Genomic DNA, 23,615 nt, shown 5'->3' with positions numbered 1-23,615 from the left:
CAACACACTTTAGGTGTTGTATGGTTAAGCCTCACGGGTAATTAGTACAAGTTAGCTCAATACATTACTGCACTTACACACCTTGCCTATCAACGTTGTAGTCTCCAACGGCCCTTCAGGGAGCTTAAAGCTCCAGTGAGAACTCATCTCGAGGCTCGCTTCCCGCTTAGATGCTTTCAGCGGTTATCGATTCCGAACGTAGCTACCGGGCAATGCATCTGGCGATACAACCCGAACACCAGCGGTTCGTCCACTCCGGTCCTCTCGTACTAGGAGCAGCTCCTCTCAATTCTCAAACGCCCACGGCAGATAGGGACCGAACTGTCTCACGACGTTCTAAACCCAGCTCGCGTACCACTTTAAATGGCGAACAGCCATACCCTTGGGACCGACTTCAGCCCCAGGATGTGATGAGCCGACATCGAGGTGCCAAACACCGCCGTCGATATGAACTCTTGGGCGGTATCAGCCTGTTATCCCCGGAGTACCTTTTATCCGTTGAGCGATGGCCCTTCCATTCAGAACCACCGGATCACTATGACCTACTTTCGTACCTGCTCGACGTGTCTGTCTCGCAGTTAAGCTGGCTTATACCATTGTACTAACCTCACGATGTCCGACCGTGATTAGCCAACCTTCGTACTCCTCCGTTACTCTTTAGGAGGAGACCGCCCCAGTCAAACTACCCACCAAACAGTGTCCCAAACCCCGATTCAGGGGCCATGGTTAGAACTCAAAACATACAAGGGTGGTATTTCAAGGTTGGCTCCACGTCATCTAGCGACAACGCTTCAAAGCCTCCCACCTATCCTACACATGTAGGCTCTAAGTTCACTGCTAAGCTGTAGTAAAGGTTCACGGGGTCTTTCCGTCTAGCCGCGGGGACGCAGCATCTTCACTGCGATTTCAACTTCACTGAGTCTCGGGTGGAGACAGCATGGCCATCATTACGCCATTCGTGCAGGTCGGAACTTACCCGACAAGGAATTTCGCTACCTTAGGACCGTTATAGTTACGGCCGCCGTTTACCGGGGCTTCGATCAAAAGCTTCGACCTGAGTCTAACCTCATCAATTAACCTTCCGGCACCGGGCAGGCGTCACACCCTATACGTCATCTTACGATTTAGCAGAGTGCTGTGTTTTTAATAAACAGTTGCAGCCATCTGGTATCTTCGGCCTCCAACAGCTTAGAGAGCAAGTCTCGTCACCGTCGGAGGCGTACCTTCTCCCGAAGTTACGGTACCATTTTGCCTAGTTCCTTCACCCGAGTTCTCTCAAGCGCCTTAGTATTCTCTACCTGACCACCTGTGTCGGTTTGGGGTACGATCCTCTATTATCTGAAGCTTAGAGACTTTTCCTGGAAGCATGGCATCAATGACTTCATCACCTTGGTGACTCGACATCGTGTCTCAGCGTTAAAAGAAACCCGGATTTACCTAAGTCTCCCGCCTACGCACTTGAACCTGGACAACCATCGCCAGGCCCACCTAGCCTTCTCCGTCCTCCCATCGCAATAATAAAGGGTACGGGAATATTAACCCGTTTCCCATCGACTACGCCTTTCGGCCTCGCCTTAGGGGTCGACTCACCCTGCCCCGATTAACGTTGGACAGGAACCCTTGGTCTTCCGGCGGGGAGGTTTTTCACCTCCCTTATCGTTACTCATGTCAACATTCGCACTTCTGATACCTCCAGGATGGTTTACACCTTTCCCTTCGACGGCTTACAGAACGCTCCTCTACCATGCCTATAAATAAGCATCCGCAGCTTCGGTGATATGTTTAGCCCCGTTAAATCTTCCGCGCAGACCGACTCGACTAGTGAGCTATTACGCTTTCTTTAAAAGATGGCTGCTTCTAAGCCAACTTCCTAGCTGTCTGAGCCTTTCCACATCGTTTCCCACTTAACATATACTTAGGGACCTTAGCTGGCGGTCTGGGTTGTTTCCCTTTCCACGACGGACGTTAGCACCCGCCGTGTGTCTCCCGTGATTGCACTTGTTGGTATTCGGAGTTTGCATGGGGTTGGTAAGTCGGGATGACCCCCTAGCCCAAACAGTGCTCTACCCCCAACAGTGATACACGAGGCGCTACCTAAATAGCTTTCGAGGAGAACCAGCTATCTCTTGGTTTGATTGGCCTTTCACCCCCAGCCACAAGTCATCCCCTAATTTTTCAACATTAGTGGGTTCGGTCCTCCAGTTGATGTTACTCAACCTTCAACCTGCTCATGGCTAGATCACCAAGTTTCGGGTCTAATCCCAGCAACTATTCGCCTAGTTAAGACTCGGTTTCCCTACGGCTCCCCTATTTGGTTAACCTTGCTACTGAAATTAAGTCGTTGACCCATTATACAAAAGGTACGCAGTCACGGAACACAATGTCCGCTCCTACTGCTTGTACGTACACGGTTTCAGGTTCTATTTCACTCCCCTCACAGGGGTTCTTTTCGCCTTTCCCTCACGGTACTGGTTCACTATCGGTCAATTAGGAGTATTTAGCCTTGGAGGATGGTCCCCCCATATTCAGTCAGGATTTCTCGTGTCCCGACCTACTCGCTTTCACTGTAAAGAAGTTTTTGTGTACGGGGCTATCACCCTGTATCGCGGCACTTTCCAGAGCCTTCCACTAACTTTTAAACAGCTTAAGGGCTGTTCCAATTTCGCTCGCCGCTACTATCGGAATCTCGGTTGATTTCTTTTCCTAAGGGTACTTAGATGTTTCAGTTCCCCTCGTTCGCTTCGTTAAGCTATGTATTCACTTAACGATGACACTAAGTGCCGGGTTGCCCCATTCGGAAATTCCAGGATATAACGCTTGTTATCAACTCCCCTGGACTTATCGCAGATTACCACGTCCTTCATCGCCTCTAATTGCCTAGGCATCCACCGTGCACGCTTATTCACTTAACCATACAACACCTAAAAGGTGTCACTTTAAGCGTTTTTATGAATGTTAATAACATTCAAAAAACACATAAGATAACAAAATCTAGATTTTGCATTTATTTGAGTTTCCAAGACGCTTGCGATTTCTCATATTTTACAATACAAAAAACAACATTCGTTTTTCGTGCACCTAAGAATGATTGAATTAACAATCACTCAATAGATACGTATATTATCCAAAGTATCAGTTTGAATAATATTTATTTTTGCTTGATTCATTTACTAACACCTAAGTGTTAATAAACGAGAACTGTTTATATTTCACTATGTCAAATATAAACTTTTCGTTTAATTTATCACACCAATCAACACCTGAGTGTCATTGTTATTGTGTGATAAAAAGAACTTTTATCAGCTTTCCTAATTGTTAAAGAGCAGTGTTAAAAAAACACTTATTAATTATTCTTTATAAAGAACAGTTAATAAGTGCGTCATTATAGGCAGGTTCAATTTCCTTAAATACATAAAATTAATTTGCGGAGCAAATATAACTTTTATTTATTTAAATAAAAAGTGGTATCCCCAAGGGGATTTGAACCCCTGTTACCGCCGTGAAAGGGCGGTGTCCTAGGCCTCTAGACGATGGGGACATAGAAACTACTTGCGCTTTATCATTCTAATCAAACAATCTGTGTGAACACTCAATTATTATTTGCGTAGCAAATAGTGATGCCGGAAGGTGAATTTGCAGAGCAAAATCGCCGAAAGGCTTGTACTGTGAAGCACTTGCAAGCAAGTCTTCAATGTATTAATTCGCAAGCGAATTAACTGATGTGTCTCTTTACGTAAGGAGGTGATCCAGCCCCAGGTTCCCCTAGGGCTACCTTGTTACGACTTCACCCCAGTCATGAACCACACCGTGGTCATCGCCATCCCCGAAAGGTTAAGCTAATGACTTCTGGTGCAGCCCACTCCCATGGTGTGACGGGCGGTGTGTACAAGGCCCGGGAACGTATTCACCGTGGCATTCTGATCCACGATTACTAGCGATTCCAACTTCACGGAGTCGAGTTGCAGACTCCGATCCGGACTACGACAAACTTTATGAGATTCGCATACCTTCGCAGGCTAGCAACCCTTTGTATTTGCCATTGTAGCACGTGTGTAGCCCATCCCGTAAGGGCCATGATGACTTGACGTCGTCCCCACCTTCCTCCGGTTTATCACCGGCAGTCTCCCTAGAGTTCCCACCATTACGTGCTGGCAACTAAGGATAAGGGTTGCGCTCGTTGCGGGACTTAACCCAACATTTCACAACACGAGCTGACGACAGCCATGCAGCACCTGTCTCAGAGTTCCCGAAGGCACTCTACTATCTCTAACAGATTCTCTGGATGTCAAGGGATGGTAAGGTTCTTCGCGTTGCATCGAATTAAACCACATGCTCCACCGCTTGTGCGGGCCCCCGTCAATTCATTTGAGTTTTAACCTTGCGGCCGTACTCCCCAGGCGGTCTATTTAATGCGTTAGCTTTGAAACCCACGGCATATAGCCACAAACTTCTAATAGACATCGTTTACTGCGTGGACTACCGGGGTATCTAATCCCGTTTGCTCCCCACGCCTTCGCGCCTCAGCGTCAGTCTTTGTCCAGGTGGCCGCCTTCGCCACTGGTATTCCTTCAGATCTCTACGCATTTCACCGCTACACCTGAAATTCTACCACCCTCTACAAAACTCTAGTTAACCAGTTTCAAATGCAGTTCCAAGGTTGAGCCCTGGGCTTTCACATCTGACTTAATTAACCGCCTACGCGCGCTTTACGCCCAGTAATTCCGATTAACGCTCGCACCCTCCGTATTACCGCGGCTGCTGGCACGGAGTTAGCCGGTGCTTCTTCTGCGAGTAACGTCACAGATATTGGATATTAACCAATACCCTTTCCTCCTCGCTGAAAGTGCTTTACAACCCGAAAGCCTTCTTCACACACGCGGCATGGCTGCATCAGAGTTTCCTCCATTGTGCAATATTCCCCACTGCTGCCTCCCGTAGGAGTCTGGACCGTGTCTCAGTTCCAGTGTGGCTGGTCATCCTCTAAGACCAGCTAGGGATCGACGCCTTGGTAAGCCATTACCTTACCAACTAGCTAATCCCACTTGGGCTCATCTTGTCGCGATAGCATATAAATAGAGGCCACCTTTGGTCCGGAGACATTATGCGGTATTAGCAGTCGTTTCCAACTGTTGTCCCCCGCAACAAGGCAAATTCCCAAGCATTACTCACCCGTCCGCCACTCGTCAGCAAAATAGCAAGCTATTCTCTGTTACCGTTCGACTTGCATGTGTTAAGCCTGCCGCCAGCGTTCAATCTGAGCCATGATCAAACTCTTCAATTTAAAGTTTAATTTGCAGCTTGCGCTGCGACTCAATATAACTGACTAAAACTAATTACTCTTATATCAATACCTAAGTATAAAAACTTCAGTATATAAATAATGAATAACTTATTATTCTGAATAAATAAATTTATTCGTGTGTCACTTTTATTGATGAGTAAGCTATTTACGAAGTAAAAAGTTACTGCCTTTACAAGAAAGGACTTTGATTTTTTTGAAATCACATCAACAATAAGTGTCCACACAGATTGTTTGATTAAATTGTTAAAGAGCGTGCCTTTCGGCGAGGTGCGTATATTACGCTACCTGTAAACGATGTCAATGATTAATTTATCTTTCTAATCAACGTGATACGTTATTAGAAGCTTAATCTTTTTCGTTCTGAGTAACCGGACTGACTTGCGTCTTTCCCGTTTCTGTGGGGCGCATTATAGAGATTTTATGAACCTTGGCAAGGCCTTTATAAGAAAAAACGCCAACTAATTAAAACCTTTATATTTACGCTTATAAAACAAACAAAAATCATTAGTTTTTGATTTTTGTTATCATTCACACCAGCGTTTACCGATCTTGTGTGCTATTTCCAGATGGTCTAATACTCTCGCGACCATAAAATCCTGTAAATCAGCAATAGTTTTAGGCTGATGATAAAAACCTGGGGCTAATGGCATCACTGTCACCCCTAATTCGGACAGAGTAAGCATGTTTCGTAAATGAAGAGTGGAAAAAGGGGTTTCTCTTGGCATGACAATCAATTTCCCGCGTTCTTTTAAAATAACATCCGCAGAACGTTCGATTAAATTGTTAGATAAACCGTGGGCAATAGAGGCTAATGTTCCACAACTGCATGGACAAACAATCATTTTATTTGGCGCTGATGAGCCCGAGGCGACGGGTGAAAACCAATCTTTTGCAGCTAATACAACTATCTGCTGCTGTTTACTCTGATATTTATCCTGTAAAAAAACATTTAGTTGAGTCACATCTGCAGGCCAATCTTCATTTTCTTCTGTTTTTAATACAATTTTAGCCGCATCAGAAAGTAATAGATATATTTGTATATCTGTATTAACCAATGCCTGTAATAGCCTTAAGAAGTAACCGCTACCCGATGCACCTGTTACCGCTAACGTAATCCTATCTTTAAAAAAAACATCTTTAGACATATTAAACCTTCTTTTTCAGGGCGAGTTGCCCCAGTAACTTGTTATGGATATTACCAAAACCACCATTACTCATAATGAGTATATGAGCGTTTCGCTCTGCTATTGATACTAACTTAGTGCATAACTCATCAATATCATGGGATATATCAACGGCTTTACCTTGCTCTGCAAACAGTTCTTCAATTGACCATTTAATATCTTCTGTTTCAAAACAGTAAACACTGTCAGCGGCGGCTAATGCATTGACTAATGCCTCTTTATGGACACCTAATTTCATCGTATTAGAACGCGGCTCCAGAACAGCAATAATTTTTTCATTGCCTACTTTTGCACGTAACCCCGCTAAGGTTGTTTTAATGGCGGTAGGATGATGAGCAAAATCATCATAAACAGTAATACTATTAACTTTGCCTTTAACTTCCATTCGACGTTTGATATTTTTAAATTCAGCGAGTGCTTCAATCGCAATTTCCGGCGTAACACCAACGTGGCGCGCAGCAGCTATGGCAGCAAGTGCATTATTCACATTATGGTCACCCATCAATGACCAAGCCACCTGCCCCTGTTTTTGCTGATTTAGATAGACGTCAAAAATTGAAGCATCTTCTTTGATTTTTTTGCAAGACCAGTTTTTCCCCAGATATTCAACTTCACTCCAACAGCCCATGCGCTGGACATCGATCAGAGCTTGATCCTGATCGGGTATAAAAATACGCCCTGTTGCAGGAACAGTACGAACTAAATGATGAAATTGTTTTTTAATGGCATTTAAATCTTCAAAAATATCTGCATGGTCAAACTCTAAGTTATTTAAAACCAGCGTTCGAGGGTGATAGTGAACAAATTTGGAACGTTTATCAAAAAAAGCACTGTCATACTCATCTGCCTCTATCACAAAAAATGGGGTTTCACCTAACCTGGCTGACAGACCAAAGTTCTCCGGTACACCACCAATTAAGAAACCCGGTTTCATATTGGCATATTCTAAAATCCAAGCCAACATGCTTGCAGTGGACGTTTTACCGTGTGTCCCGGCAACAGCTAATACCCAACGATCTTTTAAGACATGCTCTAATAACCACTGTGGACCCGAAATATAAGGAATTTGTTTATCCAGAACAGCTTCTACACAAGGATTCCCACGACTCATTGCATTCCCAATAACCACAAGATCAGGATTTGAATCTAATTGGTCTGGATCAAAACCTTGAATTAATTCAATCCCTTGCTCTTCTAATTGGGTACTCATCGGAGGATAAACGTTTTTATCTGATCCTGTGACTTTATAACCCAAGGATTTGGCGAGAATAGCAAGGCCCCCCATAAATGTGCCACAGATGCCAAGAATATGAATATGCATAAAACCTCAATAGGAAAGTGTATTTAATTGTTATACCCAAAATCACCTGAACATGAAAGGTAAGAAAGTGTCTTTAATTGTTAACCCTAAATTACCTGATGATGCAGGAATCAGCAATAAAAAAGGCGAACACCCTTAGATGTTCGCCTTTATAGCATTTAAAATTTTAGATAAATGCTAAAGCAGATGTTTTGGACGCTTATAAAAAAAGGAAGCCGCAGCTTCCTTTTTTTGAGTCAATGACCGCAGTCATTACTTTATTTTTTACCAATCAAGGTATTATTCAGCTGTTGTTTTTTCAGCAGCTTCTTTGATGCTTAAGCGCACACGGCCCTGGCGATCAACTTCTAATACTTTAACTTTCACTTCCTGACCTTCTTTAAGGTGATCAGACACTTTCTGTACACGCTCTTCACAGATTTGCGAGATATGTACTAGACCATCTTTACCGGGAAGGATATTAACAAAGGCACCGAAATCAGCTAAACGTACCACTTTACCTGTGTAGATAGTACCCACTTCAACTTCAGCTGTGAGTGCTTTAATACGGTTAATTGCGTCATCAGCTTGCTCACCAGAGGTCGCTGCAATTTTAACAGTACCGTCATCTTCGATTTCAATTGTAGTACCGGTTTCTTCACATAGAGAGCGGATAACAGCGCCGCCTTTACCAATAACATCACGGATTTTATCAGTGTTGATTTTGATAGTATGAATACGTGGAGCGAATTGAGAAATATCAGCGCGACCTTGTGGAAGTGCTTGGTCCATTACGGTCAAAATGTGCAAACGTGCAGCTTTTGCCTGATTTAAAGCAATCTGCATGATTTCACGCGTGATCCCTTCAATTTTGATATCCATCTGTAGTGCAGTAATACCTTCGGTAGTACCGGCAACTTTAAAGTCCATATCACCAAGATGATCTTCATCACCTAGAATATCAGAAAGCACAACAAACTCTTCGCCTTCTTTTACAAGACCCATCGCGATTCCCGCAACAGAAGCTTTAAGAGGAACACCCGCATCCATTAATGCTAGCGATGCACCACAAACAGAAGCCATTGAAGATGAACCGTTTGATTCAGTGATTTCAGACACAACACGTACTGTGTATGGGAATTCTTCAAGCGAAGGCATAACAGCCAAAACACCACGTTTAGCAAGACGGCCATGGCCAATCTCACGACGTTTAGGAGAGCCAACAAAGCCAGTTTCGCCTACACAATAAGGAGGGAAGTTGTAATGTAATAAGAAGTTATCTTTCTTCTCACCCATTATACTGTCAATGATTTGCGCATCACGCTGAGTACCAAGGGTCGCCGTCACTAATGCTTGAGTTTCACCACGGGTAAACAATGCACTACCGTGAGTACGAGGTAACACGCCAGTACGGACATCTAATGCACGAATACTTTCAGGATCGCGACCATCGATACGCGGCTCACCTTTAATAATGCGCGTACGTACCACTGTTTTTTCTAGATCGTGTAAGTATTCACCGATTTGCTTAGCTTCTAATGTTTCATCAGATGCTAATAATTTTTCTTTAACTTCAGAGGTGATAGCTTTAATCGCATCGTAACGATCGCCTTTATCACTGATCTGGTAAGCTTGTTCAAAACGCGCTTGTGCTTCAGTTGCAATAGCCGCATCTAATGCTTCGTTACGTGCAGGGGCAGCCCAGTTCCATGCTGGACGAGCAACCTCTGCAGCGAACTCTTTGATTGATTCAACAACAATTTGTTGCTGATCGTGACCAAATACAACCGCACCAAGCATAACGTCTTCGCTTAGAATACCGGCTTCAGATTCAACCATTAAGACAGCGTTATCTGTACCAGATACAACAAGGTTAAGATCACTTGTTTCTAATTCAGTTTTGGTTGGGTTAAGCAGGTATTCACCTTCTTTATAACCAACACGTGCACAACCGATAGGCCCCTTGAAAGGCATACCCGAGATAGAAAGCGCCGCAGATGTTGCAATCATTGCAACGACATCCGGGTTAACTTCAGGGTTGATAGAGACAACAGTTGCAATCACTTGTACTTCGTTTTTGAAACCGGCTGGGAATAGAGGACGAACTGGACGGTCAATAAGGCGTGCAATCAGTGTTTCGTCTTCGCTTGGACGGCCTTCACGTTTGAAGAAACCACCTGGGATTTTACCCGCAGCATAGGTTTTTTCCTGGTAGTTTACCGTCAGCGGAAAGAAATCACGCTCTTGGTTGTCAGCATTTTTACCAACAACAGAAACGAATACACAGGTATCATCCATACTACACATTACAGCGGCAGTTGCCTGACGAGCCATTACGCCCGTTTCTAGAGTGACAGTATGTTCGCCATACTGAAAACTTTTAACAATAGGAGTCATTTTTTTTCCTTTAATAAATTTATATTCTTGTGCTTTTGATCGCGCCGCTAGTATACGTCAACCTTTACGTTTTAAACATTTTTTAATCTGCAGAAACAAAAAAAGAGCCCATAGGCTCTTTTTTTAAATTACGTTTAAGTCGAAATTAACGACGTAGACCTAATTCAGCGATTAATGCTGTGTAAGCAGCAACATCTTTACGCTTTAAGTAGTCAAGTAATTTACGACGTTGACTTACCATGCGCAATAGACCACGACGGCTGTGGTGATCATGGATGTGCTCTTTAAAGTGACCTTGAAGGTGGTCTATTTGTGCTGTGTATAAAGCAGCTTGAACTTCTGAAGAACCAGTATCGTTTTCTGAACGACCATATTTAGCTACAATCTCAGCTTTTTGTTCTGCACTTAGTGACATAACATACTCCGATATTTTATGGTTATGTGTATAACCGATTTAAATTAGTACCGCCGATCACTAATTCAGCGGCAAAGTGAACGACGGATCTTACGGAGGATTGAATCATTAAGCAATACTTATTCGGTAAATTTTAATTAAAAGGATTATCCGCCTAATAATAATTTATCGTCGTCTAACTCTGCACCATCGGTGCGTGCTTGAGCAAATAGATTAAGCAAATCTTTAACTTGATAATTAGCACGCTCTTTGCTTGCCAAATCAAAAATAATATTACCTTCATGAAGCATAATAGTACGCGATCCATGATCTAAGGCTTGCCGCATAGAATGAGTCACCATCATCACAGTTAATTGTTTTTCTTTAATAATTTGTGATGATATATCCAAAATTAAAGCGGCTGTTTTTGGATCCAGCGCAGCCGTATGCTCATCCAGCAGTAAAATGCTGCTTGGCTGTAATGCCGACATCAGTAAGCTGACTGATTGGCGTTGCCCACCGGACAAAAGCCCCATTTCACTGTCCAGACGATCTTCCAGACCCAGATTTAATCGGCTTAACTGCTCCTTGAACACCTTGCGCAATTTATTGTTTAGAGCAAACGCCAGTGTCCCGCGCTTCCCCCGCCCATAAGCAAGTGACATATTCTCTTCAACAGTTAAGTTACCACAGGTTCCCGCTAAGGGATCTTGAAAGACACGGGCAATATCCTTAGTACGGCCCGTGGCTGGCAACTTTGTGACATCCCGATCATCAAAATAAATTTTACCTTGAGTTGATTTTATATCACCGGCAATAGTATTGAGTAAGGTAGATTTACCCGCGCCATTAGAACCAATCACTGTTACAAATTCACCCGATGGTATGGTCAGATCAACTCCCTGTAATGCAAGTTTTTCTGTTGGTAAACCATGATTAAAGGTAACGTGTAAATTTTCACAACTGATCATATTTGCTCCTTGATGGCGCGTTTCGCTTTCCATTCATTACGTAATTTAGGAAACACTAATGCAAGAGCCACCAATACAGCGGTAATCAAGTTTAAATCTGAGGCTTGAAAACCTAAAAAGTCAGCATTTAATGCCATTGATACGGCAAAACGATATAAGACGGAACCCACAATACAGCTCATTACAATGACCAGCATCGAACGACTCGCCAGCAGAGATTCACCAATAATAACAGCCGCTAAACCAACCACTATAGTCCCTATTCCCATGGTTGAATCGGCAAAACCATTGGTTTGTGCAAACAGTGCACCGGCAAGTCCGACCAAACCATTAGAGAGTGCTAAACCCACATAAACTTTTTCAGTCACAACGATACCGTTAGCTTGCGCCATGCGTTTATTAGAGCCGACCGCACGCATCGCTAAACCATATTGGGTACGCAAAAACCAGGCGACCAACAGTCCGCCAACAATAGCGCAGACAGCCACAAAGATAACCTTCATGTACATGTCCGGCAAAATCCCTTCGAAAGGAGAAAGGACCGTTGGCTCCATAATTAAGGCAACATTAGGTTTTCCCATCACCCGTAAATTGATGGTATACAGGGCAGTCATAGTCAGGATACTGGCCAGCAAATGCAGAATATTAAAACGCAGATTTAACCATGCGGTAACTAAACCTGCACAAGATGCCGCAAGTGTTCCGCATAAGGTTGCTAAATATGGGTTTTGACCTGCAACAATTAACGTCGCTGCAACAGCTGCGCCAAGTGTAAAACTACCATCAACCGTAAGGTCTGGAAAATCTAAAATTCGAAAAGTAAGATAGACCCCGATAGCAACTAAGCCATAGATAAGGCCTATTTCTAATGTGCCTAAAAAAGCATAAAGTGACATATTAATAACTACTTATTATTTAATGATTTGGGTTGCTCGAGCAAGCACATCAGCTGGCACTTTTACGCCCATTTTAGCGGCCATAGTAGTGTTAACAAAAAGGCTAGTACCATCGGCCATTTTTACGTCGATATCGCCAGGTTTTTCACCTTTTAGAATACGTATCACGATCTCACCGGTTTGACGGCCTAAATCGCCATAATCATAACCAACGGCAGCAACAGCACCACGTTCAACTGAACCTGTATCAGCAGCAAAAACCGGGACTTGAGCATCGATTCCGACTTTTACAACGGCTTCAAAAGCACTGATAATAGTATTATCTGTTGGGCAGTAAATAGCATCGACTTTACCTATCAGTTGCTTGCTGGCAATCATTACATCGGATGATTTAGGTGCTGGAGACTCAACAATAGTAATCCCCATCTCAACAGCGGCTTCTTTTAAAGCATTAACTATTGCTACCGAGTTAGCTTCACCCGGATTATACGGCACACCCACTGTTTTTAGATTGGGAACAAATTCTTTAATCAAAGCAAGGTGTTGTTTCACGTTAACCATATCTGACAGGCCAGTAACATTGCCACCAGGTTGAATTAAGCGCGGCACAAGCTTGGCACCAACAGGATCCGTGACAGCAGAAAATACCACTGGAATATCGCGACTGGCGCTGACTGCCGCTTGGGCTGAAGGCGTCGCAATAGCCACAATAACATCGGGAGCATCACCGACCATTTTACGTGCAATTTGAGCCGCGATAGCAGGTTGTCCTTGCGCACTCTCATAGGTAAATTTCAGTTGATCACCTGTATATCCATTTTCATTGAGGACCGCTTTAATACCATCGCGAACAGCATCAAGTGCAGGGTGCTCGACAATCGCAGTGGTCGCAACATAAACGGGTTTAGCGTACAGGCTAGTACACAAAACAACTGTTGATAATGCGATTACTTTTAATACCGAATTTAGATTCATGTTAAGATCCTTTGTAATAAATTTACTATTATTTTGTTTTCATAGTAAAACGATTGATGGGTATAGACAGTCTGTCTCTTAGATAACGGCTGACTTTATCAGCAAAATTCAATAAAGTAAAAACACTATTTCTAAAATGTATTACCGGTAACTTTGTGCCTTCTCAGACCGCTTTCAGTGTGGTGATTATCGACATTTTACCGGGGGAGTGATGGCTTTTGACAGTTAACAACGGTCATTTTTTTGAGATCAGCGCCTTACACTAGGGTTTGCAAAGCAGACTGTATTGCCGGGTAATTTAGACCACATTACTTGCTTAAAAAGAAAAATAAATAGTGAGTGCTCACATTAAAAAACAGGCGTAAACAATCAATTTATTGATGTAAATTGGTATGACTACCTTTTCATATGGGTAGCATCTTTTTTTTGCGATATATTGTCAGCTCAAAACCGCTGTACAATTTCAGTTGTATAGCAGCTTATTATCTATATTCAGATTGCTATTACAGTTCTAATTCCAAGGTTATGTTTGTACACCCTTTCTCACAACTAAGACCACTTTTTCCTAACAGCGAAACACTTAATTTAAAAGGTTGTTGGCAGGTTGGACAAAGCACAGTCTCACCTCGGCCTATTTTTTTAATAATATTACGTTGCTCATTAAATGAGTTAGCTGCTGATTTATTGATTGCTGAGAAGTCTAGTTTTGTCATGATTGTTATCTCACTCTGACAGCTACGAAGTTCGCAGCTTTCTTTTACTTACAAGTTCGCCAAACGGGTTGGGGCAATTAAACCTGCCTCGTTCATTTTACCAACACCAATAAAAGTATGAGCCTCACCAACGGTGATCCTAAGGACGGTATTATCAGGCGCACCAAAAACTTGTACCGGTTGACCATGCAAGACATACTCGCCCATCTCATCTGAGATATTAACTTCCGGGTATTTTTTTACTGCAGTATCCATATCAAGTAACAGCGGATCTAATAAATCATAGGGGCTGACATCAGATTCTTTTGCTTGCTCAATCAATGCTTCTAATTGTTCAATAGTGACCATTTTATCGTATGGATAATCGGCAACCTGCGTACGGCGTAACACAGACACATGCGCGCCACAGCCTAATAACTCACCAAGATCATCAACGATAGTGCGGATATAAGTCCCTTTACTAACGTGAATATCTAACTCTACTTCATTACCTTCAAAGCGTAATTGGTTAATTTCATAGACAGTAATAGGTCGTGCTTCACGCTCAATAGTAATACCTTCACGGGCATATTTATAAAGGGGCTGGCCTTTATGTTTTAAGGCAGAAAACATCGACGGTACCTGCATAATATCACCGCGGAAAGTGTCCAGTGCCTGATCAAGCTGCGTTTGAGTAACCTCAACCGGACGCTCGCTAACCACATCACCCTGTGAATCACTGGTGGTTGTGCGCACACCTAAGGTTGCAGTGACAATATAACGTTTATCGGAATCGAGCAAAAACTGAGAAAATTTGGTTGCTTCCCCTAAACAAACCGGCAGCATTCCCGTAGCAAGTGGATCTAACGCACCCGTATGCCCCGCTTTATTAGCAAAGAAAATACGCTTAACACGTTGTAATGCATGGTTTGAGCTGATGTCTGTGGGTTTATCCAGTAAAATGATACCGTTTATTGAACGCCCCTTTCCCCGTCTTGCCATTAGTCCTCGTCCTCTTCCGTTCTGCCTGACGCAGCTAATTTAGTCTTATCAGCTTTTACTGCTCCGCTCACTAATTCTGAAATACGTAAACCTTCGGTTAACGTACTGTCAAAACAGAAGCGTACTTCAGGTACAATACGTAAACGCATCGCTTTACCTAACAGACGGCGAATATATCCCGCTGCCGCGTTCAATCCCTCAAGAGACTCATCATTGGTTTGGTCACCAACGGTTAAAAAGGTCACAAATACTTTTGCGTAAGCAAGATCTCGCGTGACATCTACGCCAGAGATAGTGACCATTCCAATGCGCGGATCTTTCACTTCCTGCTGTAATATACGCGCAAGTTCTTTTTGAACCTGCTGAGATACTCGGGAAGTTCGGCTGTATTCTTTTGCCATTTTTTACTCCTTCATCAGCACACTGATGATTATTCGTTAGAAATAAGAATGGAGGCCTAAGGCCTCCATTCTTTACGTTAAGGCCACTTTGAGATTATAACGTTCGTTTAATCTCAATAGTTTCAAATACTTCTATTTGATCACCGACACGTACATCATTATAGTTCTTAACACCGATACCACATTCCATACCATTACGCACTTCGCTTAAGTCGTCTCTGAAACGACGTAGAGACTCAAGAACACCTTCGTAAATCACTATATTCTCACGTAAAACACGAATTGGATTATTACGTTTGATAGTACCTTCAGTCACCATACAACCGGCAATTGCGCCAATTTTAGGCGATTTAAAGACTTCACGAACGTCTGCAATACCCGTAATTTCTTGTCTATATTCAGGTGCTAATAAACCACTCATCGCTGCACGTACTTCATCAATTAGACCATAAATGATGCTGTAGTAATGCAGATCAACGCCTTCATTCTCGATAAGTTTACGAGCTGATGCATCCGCACGGACGTTAAAGCCAATAACAATGGCACCGGAAGCTGAAGCTAAAGACGCATCTGTTTCAGTAATACCACCAACACCACGACCGATGATGTTAACTTTAACTTCATCCGTTGATAGTTTGTTTAATGACTCGCAGATAGCTTCGAGTGAACCTTGAACATCCGCTTTAAGCACGATATTCAATTCTGAAACTTCACCGGCTTCCATATTGGCAAACATGTTATCAAGTTTCGCTTTTTGTTGACGTGCGAGTTTAATATCACGGAATTTACCCTGACGATATAACGCAACTTCACGCGCTTTTTTCTCATCTTTAACAACAGTTGCTTCATCACCTGCCATTGGCACGCCCGATAGACCTAATACTTCTACAGGAATAGATGGACCCGCCACTTCAATAGGTTTACCGTTCTCATCACGCATGGCACGAACACGGCCGTATTCAAGACCACACAGTAGAATATCGCCAAGCTTCAATTCACCGTGCTGAACAAGGATAGAAGCAACCGGACCGCGACCTTTATCAAGACGAGATTCAATTACCACACCGGCTGCAGGACCTTTCGCCACTGCTGACAAATCTAACATTTCAGCTTGTAGAAGAATACTCTCCAGTAGCCCATCAACACCAGTACCCACTTTCGCAGAAACGTAAGTGAAAATGTTTTCGCCACCCCATTCTTCAGAAATAATATTGTGCTGAGAAAGTTCACTTTTAACTCGGTCGAAATCAGCGCCTTCTTTATCAATTTTGTTAACAGCCACAATCAGCGGCACTTTAGCGGCTTTAGCATGTTGAATTGCTTCAATCGTTTGTGGCATAACACCATCATCGGCAGCAACAACTAAGATAACGATATCCGTTGCTTTAGCACCACGAGAACGCATTGAGGTAAAGGCAGCATGTCCTGGCGTGTCTAAAAAGGAGATCATTCCTTTATCTGTTTCTACATGGTAAGCACCAATATGCTGGGTAATACCACCGGCTTCTCCGTCAGCCACTTTGGCACGACGAATGTAATCAAGTAATGATGTTTTACCGTGATCGACGTGACCCATGATAGTCACAACAGGTGCGCGAGATGTGCGGTCACCACCTTGTTGCGCTTCAGCCATTACCGCTTCTTCTAACTCATTTTCTTTGGTTAGAATAACTTTATGGCCCATTTCTTCAGCAACAATAGTGGCTGTTTCCTGGTCAATTACCTGGTTAATGGTGGCCATTGCCCCCATTTTCATCATCGCTTTAATAACTTCGGTAGCTTTAACGGCCATTTTATTAGCAAGTTCTGCAACCGTAATAGTTTCACCAATTCTCACATTTCGCTCTACAGGCGCAGCAGGTTTTTCAAATGCCTGTTGCAAAGCGGAAGGTGTGGCAGGACGTTGTTTTTTACCACGACGTGTGCGGCGACCTTGAAATTTTTCTTCTACAGGTGCTTTTTTCTTCTTCTTGCGACGAGAAGGTCCCTCAGCTTTAGAATCTAATACATCTTCCGCTGCTTGGGCTTCTTTTGATGAGGTTATATGATAATCCCCACCTTCCGCTGCTTTTTTACGTGCAGTTTCTTCTTCAGCCCAGCGTGCAGAGTTTTCTTCAACGAGTTTTTTCGCATCTGCAGCCTGTTGCGCAGTTTCTTTCTCAGCTTTAGCCGATGCTTCTTGATCAGCTTTTTTCAATAATGCAGCAGATTCTTTTTCTGACGCTATCTGCTCTGCTGTTTTTTCAGATTTAACGGCAGTTTGTTTTTCTTTATTAGCAGCTGCTGCCTTTTTAGCTTTTTCGTCAGCTTCTTTTTTAGCAGCCAGTTTTTCTGCTAGTGCTTTTTCAACGAGTAATTTTTTAGCTTCAATTTCTGCTTGTAATTTATCGTTTGCAGCTTGTTGGTCTGCTAACTCAGCGGCTTGAGTTTCTTGAGTTTCGCTGTCGCTGCGTTTCACGTAAGTACGTTTCTTACGCACCTCAACTTGTACGGCTTTAGCCTGTCCCGTAGAACCTTTTACATTTAGCGTGCTTTTGGTTTTACGTTGTAAGGTCATTTTAGTTTTCGATTCACCGCCATGTTGCTTTTGCAAAAAGGAAGTTAACGTTTGTTTTTCTGCTAGGCTCACTTTATCTGATGCTGATTTTTTAATACCTGCATCGGCGAACTGTTTAACTAAAATTTCTTCTGATTTATTTAAATCTTTGGCAAGATCTTTAAGTGACATATCTGACATTATTATTTCTCCTATCTGATGCTTATTCAGCGTCTTCGCTGAACCAACAGATGTTACGAGCAGCCATGATCAGCTCCCCTGCTTTTGCTTCGTTTAGTTCTTCAATTTCAAGTAAATCATCAACAGCTTGCTCGGCAAGATTTTCAAGGGTAATAATACCTTTGCTTGCTAGCACATATGCTAAATGACCCTCTAAACCCTCAAGCGCTAGAAGATCATCTGCTGGTTTTGTATCTTCTAGGCCTTCTTCATCTACCAGTGCTTTAGTGGCTAAAAAGTCTTTCGCACGGACACGTAACTCATCAATAAGCGCTTCATCTAAACCATCAATAGCCAATAATTCATTCAGTGGAACATAAGCAATTTCTTCTAATGAACTGAAACCCTCTTCCACCAAAACAGCAGCGAACTCTTCATCAATCTCAAGTGCTTCAGTAAAGACACTGATCACGCTCGCAGCCTCAGCTTGATGTTTTTCGCGCAATTGTACCACGGTCATTACATTCAGTTCCCAACCCGTAAGTTGAGATGCCAGACGCACATTTTGACCATTACGCCCAATCGCTTGTGCTAAATTATCTTCTTCAACAGCAATGTCCATGCTGTGAGCATCTTCATCAATCACAACCGAAACAACATCGGCAGGCGACATTGCGTTGATGGCATATTGCGCAGGATTTTCATCCCACAAAATGATATCAACACGCTCGCCACCTAATTCGCTTGAAACAGCTTGTACACGCGCACCGCGCATACCAACACAAGCACCAACAGGATCAATACGTTTATCATTTGATTTCACAGCAATTTTTGCACGCGAACCAGGATCTCGGGCAGCACCCATAAGATCAATCATCTCTTCTGCGATTTCAGGCACTTCTAACCGGAAAAGTTCAATCAGCATTTCAGGTTGTGTACGGGTCACGAAAAGTTGTGCGCCTCGCGCCTCAGGTCGAACTGCAAATAAAAGGCCGCGCAGACGATCGCCCGGACGGAAATTTTCGCGGGGTAACATTTCATCACGGAAGATAACGGCTTCAGCGTTACCGCCTAAGTCCAATAAAATATTATCGCGATTCATACGCTTAACAATACCGGTGATTAGCTCGCCTTCTTGCTCGGCGTACTGCGCGACAACTTGAGCACGTTCAGCTTCGCGTACTTTTTGTACAATCACTTGTTTGGCAGTTTGTGTGGTGATCCGATCAAAGGTTACCGACTCAATTTCATCTTCTATATAGTCGCCAACTTTAATTTCCGGCGTTTCATATTCAGCCGCCTCAAAAGTCATTTCTTTACACGGGTTTTCCATCTTAGCATCGGGTTCTAGCACTAACCAACGACGAAAAGTATCAAATTTACCCGATTCACGGTCGATTTCAACACGTACTTCGATATCGTTTTCATATTTCTTTTTAGTTGCGATCGCTAGTGCGCTTTCTAAAGCTTGAAAAATAGCTTCACGTGGAAGTCCTTTTTCATTAGAGACCGCCTCTACTACAAGTAAAATTTCTTTATTCATCTGTAATCGCCTTAATTATCAAATTTTGGAACAATATTCGCCTTTTGAATATTGCTCAATGAAAAACGCTCTTCTCTGCCTTCTATATTGAGACAAATTATTTCATCTTCGGCAGAAACAATGACACCTTTCCACCTGCGACGGTTTTGAATCGGCATTCTTAATTGTATTTTCACCTCTTCTCCGGCAAAAATTTGATAATGCTCCGCTTTAAATAGCGGACGATTCATACCTGGAGATGAAACTTCAAGCGAATATTCATTCGTAATAGGATCTTCTACATCCATAATTGCACTAACCTGCCGGCTTACTGCCGCACAGTCGTCCACTAAAATGCCTTCATCTTGATCAATATAAACACGCAGAGTTGAATGTTTACCTGCTCTAATATATTCGACACCCACTAATTCGTAACCAAGATCTTCAACACTCGGTGCTAACATCTCAGTTAGACGTTCTTCTAAACTTGCCAAACTTATCCCCTTTCAGAAACAAAAAAAGGGCATACAGCCCTAATTAATTAACAACTTATGTTTATTAAAAACAAACATAAGTTGTCACTTCGCGATACAAGAAATTAAATTTCCACTTCGCAAATAACAAAAAAGCCCCAATAAATTGGAGCTTCATTCATTTTGTTCAATAAATTGAACAAGATATTGTTATTAGAAATACAATATCGAATGTAATGCAATTTTAGGATTTACCTAAAATATTGCCTATCTCTACGGGTTATAAGAAAATTTATCACTAATTAAATTTTATTATACCAGTATTTAGGTGCTTTATTATAACGAAAGCGTTATTTATAAGCAATCATTTTACACTGTAAGTAATGACGCATAAGTTTTCAAACATTTAAATCTACGCTGTTTCCATGTATCTGATGATATATAAAAACATTAAATTATAGAGATGTTAGATTGCCTATGTTTACCTACTTAAATTGGTGCGGATAGAGAGACTTGAACTCTCACGACCTAAGTCATAGCCCCCTCAAGGCTACGTGTCTACCAATTCCACCATATCCGCTTATTTTTTATTCTGGGATATCACCCGATGTGTCTTTTTCAACAGGGACATCAATCACTTTTTCAACTTCAAGATTTGAGAATTTTTGGTCTGCAGTCACTTTGTTCGTTGAAAGGTTACCTAATACCAGGCTTAAACCAAAAAAAACAATAGCCAGTATAGCCGTTGTACGAGTCATAAAGTTACCCGCACCACTTGCGCCAAATACTGTATTTGAAGATCCAGAGCCAAATGAAGCTCCCATTCCAGCGCCTTTACCTTGTTGAATCAATACAAATCCAATTAAGATGATGGCAACAATTAAATAAACAACTAACAGTATTTCATACATAAAAACATACCTAATTTCACTATAAAAACATCATTGAGCTCGTTCGCAGAAGCGGTCGAATATTACCGAAAAGAGTCACTAATCACAAGAGAATAAAGAGACTATTTTCTAATTTTAAACGGACCAGCGCTTGACCGCTTAAAATTCAAACAAAGCCTCGCAATTTCCGCAGGTGATATTGGACTTTTTTACTTTATTAAACCTTGACTTTGTCGGCAATTGACTTCGCGTAACCGCGCACCACTTTTTCACTTTCATCCGCTTCAACCATAATACGAAATACCGGTTCAGTACCGGATTTACGCAGTAAAACACGCCCTTTATCACCAAGTAAGGTTTCAATACGTTTTGCTTCAGCCAGTACATCATTATCCTGTAATGGATCGATTTTATTATCAAAACCTAAATTGAGTAAAATCTGCGGGTATTTTTTTATACCCTGGCGTAATTCATATAATTTCATACGACTACTTTGCATGGCACTAATGACTTGTAATCCAGACACAATACCATCGCCCGTTGAGAGATGATCAGAACATATTATATGGCCTGAATTTTCAGCACCAATGCACCAATTATTTTTAATCATCAGCTCCATTACATGGCGGTCTCCCACATCAGAACGCTCAAAGGGGATACCTAATGTTTTCAGTGACTGCTCCAGCCCTAAGTTAGACATTTTAGTCCCGACAGCGCCGCCTTTTAACGTACCAGAGCGTAATTTATCACGCGCAATAATATACAGCAGCTCATCACCATCCAAAACATAACCGGTATGGTCAACCATCATCACCCGGTCACCATCACCATCAAAGGCAATACCAAAGTCTGCATTTTCTTTAACAACCCGCTCAGAAATTGCCTGCATGCTCGTTGCACCACAGTTTAAATTAATATTCAGGCCATCGGGTTCAACCCCCATCGCTATCACATCAGCACCCAGTTCACTAATAACCAGAGGTGCAATATGGTAAGTGGCGCCATTAGCGCAATCAACCACTACTTTTAAACCATTTAAGTTATATTTTGAAGGAAAGGTACTTTTACAAAACTCAATGTATCGCCCCGCAGCATCTTCAATGCGGTATGCTTTACCTAACTCGCTTGAATCGACACATTTTAATTCTTTATCAATTTCCGCTTCTATTTCCAGTTCAATCTCTTCTGACAATTTAGTCCCTTGATCGGAAAAGAATTTGATACCGTTATCGTAATATGGATTGTGCGAGGCACTGATAACTATCCCTGCGGTCGCACGAAAAGTCTGAGTTAAATAGGCAACGGCGGGTGTAGGCATAGGCCCCATTAATACCGGACGTAAACCTGCCGCGGCAAGCCCGGCCTCCAAAGCGGCTTCTAACATATATCCCGAAATACGCGGATCTTTACCGATTAGCACTTTTTTTGAACCCGATTTAGCAAGAACGCGCCCTGCTGCCCAACCAAGTTTTAAAGTAAATTCAGGTGTAATTAAAGAAGCACCTACTTTGCCGCGAATGCCATCGGTACCAAAATATTTTTTTTTCATTATTATCTCATTTTCTTAACGGGTTTATTTCTGAACAAGTTTATTTTTTAAAAGCGTTTACGGTTTGTAATACTTTAATAACATCGGCGGTTTCTGCAACATCATGCACACGAATAATTTGCGACCCTTGCTGCAGAGCGATTAAAGCTCCGGCAAGACTGCCGGCGAGGCGGTGAGTTACATCACGATTCAGCAATTGCCCAAACATGGACTTTCTAGAGAGGCCGGTCAAAATAGGATAATTTAATTTAACAAATTGATCCGTGGCAGCCAGTAACTCATAATTATCGTTGAGTTGCTTACCAAAACCAAAACCCAAATCTAAAATAATATTTTCTTTTTTGATGCCGGCATTAATACAAATTTCAGCACGTTGTAACAAAAAAGTTTTTACCTCTTCAATGACATTTTCATATTCAGGGGCGCTTTGCATGCTTCTTGGCTGACCCTGCATATGCATCAGACACACTGGCACATTAGCGTTAACCGCAACATCCAGCGCATTATCTTCGCGTAGTGCCCTAACATCATTAATCAAGTCTGCACCCGCATTAACGGCTGCCTGCATCACATTAGCTTTGCTTGTATCAATAGAAATCCAACAATCAAACTCTTGATTTATTTGTTCAATGACCGGTATAACACGATCCAGCTCCTGCTGTTCGCTCACATCGATTGCCCCCGGGCGAGTCGACTCACCACCGATATCCAAAATACTGGCCCCCTGCTCAAGCATTTTTTGAGCTTGCTTAAGGGCATTATCGATATTCGAAAAACGCCCCCCATCGGAGAAAGAATCAGGCGTGACATTTAAAATCCCCATTACCTTAGGCTCGCTCAAATCAAGTATTTTACTGCCGCTTATTAACTGCATAATGCTCCGTTATACTCATCATACCAATAAAAAAACCTAAGCAAGCTTAGGTTTTTTATTGATAATTTATAAAATAA

Annotated in this window: 16 protein-coding genes, 2 tRNA genes and 2 rRNA genes; all 20 read right to left on the bottom strand. The window is 42.4% G+C overall.

Annotated features, from left to right (window positions below; all coding sequences use genetic code 11):
- Positions 1-20 precede the first annotated feature (20 nt).
- Positions 21-2,912: ribosomal RNA gene (locus tag PING_RS04360) — 23S ribosomal RNA — on the bottom strand.
- Positions 2,913-3,462: 550 nt separating this feature from the next.
- A tRNA-Glu gene (locus PING_RS04355) sits at positions 3,463-3,538 on the bottom strand.
- Between the two features lie 196 nt (positions 3,539-3,734).
- A 16S ribosomal RNA gene (locus tag PING_RS04350) occupies positions 3,735-5,281 on the bottom strand.
- The 16S and 23S rRNA genes sit together here with 1 tRNA gene alongside, the layout of an rRNA operon.
- Before the next feature lie 545 nt (positions 5,282-5,826).
- Positions 5,827-6,447, bottom strand: coding sequence for a UbiX family flavin prenyltransferase (locus tag PING_RS04345; RefSeq protein WP_011769233.1), 621 nt, complete (start codon positions 6,445-6,447; stop codon positions 5,827-5,829).
- Position 6,448: 1 nt separating this feature from the next.
- Positions 6,449-7,807 (bottom strand): UDP-N-acetylmuramate:L-alanyl-gamma-D-glutamyl-meso-diaminopimelate ligase, encoded by a 1,359-nt coding sequence (mpl, locus tag PING_RS04340; protein WP_011769232.1) that lies wholly within the window; start codon positions 7,805-7,807, stop codon positions 6,449-6,451.
- Positions 7,808-8,086: 279 nt separating this feature from the next.
- A complete protein-coding gene (gene pnp / locus PING_RS04335; RefSeq protein WP_011769231.1) occupies positions 8,087-10,183 on the bottom strand; it encodes a polyribonucleotide nucleotidyltransferase in 2,097 nt (698 codons plus the stop codon).
- 145 nt (positions 10,184-10,328) lie between these two features.
- Positions 10,329-10,598: a 30S ribosomal protein S15 gene (rpsO, locus tag PING_RS04330; protein WP_011769230.1), complete on the bottom strand. Its 270-nt coding sequence runs from the start codon at positions 10,596-10,598 to the stop codon at positions 10,329-10,331.
- A 146-nt stretch (positions 10,599-10,744) separates the two neighbouring features.
- Complete coding sequence (locus PING_RS04325) at positions 10,745-11,548, bottom strand: ABC transporter ATP-binding protein (protein ID WP_011769229.1); 804 nt, start codon at positions 11,546-11,548, stop codon at positions 10,745-10,747.
- A complete protein-coding gene (locus PING_RS04320; RefSeq protein ID WP_011769228.1) occupies positions 11,545-12,444 on the bottom strand; it encodes an ABC transporter permease in 900 nt (299 codons plus the stop codon). Before PING_RS04320 ends, PING_RS04325 begins: the two co-directional genes overlap by 4 nt.
- Positions 12,445-12,459: 15 nt before the next feature.
- Positions 12,460-13,419: an ABC transporter substrate-binding protein gene (locus PING_RS04315; RefSeq protein ID WP_011769227.1), complete on the bottom strand. Its 960-nt coding sequence runs from the start codon at positions 13,417-13,419 to the stop codon at positions 12,460-12,462.
- A 503-nt stretch (positions 13,420-13,922) separates the two neighbouring features.
- Positions 13,923-14,132, bottom strand: coding sequence for a hypothetical protein (locus PING_RS04310; protein ID WP_011769226.1), 210 nt, complete (start codon positions 14,130-14,132; stop codon positions 13,923-13,925).
- A 48-nt stretch (positions 14,133-14,180) separates the two neighbouring features.
- Complete coding sequence (gene truB, locus PING_RS04305; protein ID WP_011769225.1) at positions 14,181-15,113, bottom strand: tRNA pseudouridine(55) synthase TruB; 933 nt, start codon at positions 15,111-15,113, stop codon at positions 14,181-14,183.
- A complete protein-coding gene (gene rbfA / locus PING_RS04300; protein ID WP_011769224.1) occupies positions 15,113-15,514 on the bottom strand; it encodes a 30S ribosome-binding factor RbfA in 402 nt (133 codons plus the stop codon). The genes truB and rbfA overlap by 1 nt, the downstream gene beginning before the upstream one ends.
- Positions 15,515-15,608: 94 nt before the next feature.
- Entirely contained in the window at positions 15,609-18,251 is a 2,643-nt protein-coding gene (gene infB / locus PING_RS04295; RefSeq protein WP_011769223.1) for a translation initiation factor IF-2, read from the bottom strand.
- 22 nt (positions 18,252-18,273) lie between these two features.
- A complete protein-coding gene (gene nusA, locus PING_RS04290) occupies positions 18,274-19,773 on the bottom strand; it encodes a transcription termination factor NusA (protein ID WP_011769222.1) in 1,500 nt (499 codons plus the stop codon).
- A gap of 11 nt (positions 19,774-19,784) precedes the next feature.
- Positions 19,785-20,246: a ribosome maturation factor RimP gene (gene rimP, locus PING_RS04285; protein ID WP_011769221.1), complete on the bottom strand. Its 462-nt coding sequence runs from the start codon at positions 20,244-20,246 to the stop codon at positions 19,785-19,787.
- 474 nt (positions 20,247-20,720) lie between these two features.
- Positions 20,721-20,805: transfer RNA gene (locus tag PING_RS04280), tRNA-Leu, on the bottom strand.
- A 7-nt stretch (positions 20,806-20,812) separates the two neighbouring features.
- Complete coding sequence (gene secG / locus PING_RS04275; protein ID WP_011769220.1) at positions 20,813-21,136, bottom strand: preprotein translocase subunit SecG; 324 nt, start codon at positions 21,134-21,136, stop codon at positions 20,813-20,815.
- A gap of 196 nt (positions 21,137-21,332) precedes the next feature.
- Positions 21,333-22,664, bottom strand: coding sequence for a phosphoglucosamine mutase (gene glmM, locus PING_RS04270; RefSeq protein ID WP_011769219.1), 1,332 nt, complete (start codon positions 22,662-22,664; stop codon positions 21,333-21,335).
- 40 nt (positions 22,665-22,704) lie between these two features.
- Entirely contained in the window at positions 22,705-23,538 is an 834-nt protein-coding gene (folP, locus tag PING_RS04265) for a dihydropteroate synthase (protein WP_011769218.1), read from the bottom strand.
- Positions 23,539-23,615 lie beyond the last annotated feature (77 nt).

The sequence above is a fragment of the Psychromonas ingrahamii 37 genome (genome assembly GCF_000015285.1).
Lineage (GTDB): Bacteria > Pseudomonadota > Gammaproteobacteria > Enterobacterales > Psychromonadaceae > Psychromonas > Psychromonas ingrahamii.
Note: the sequence above shows the minus strand (reverse complement) of the source record. Positions and strands in the feature narration are given on the sequence as shown.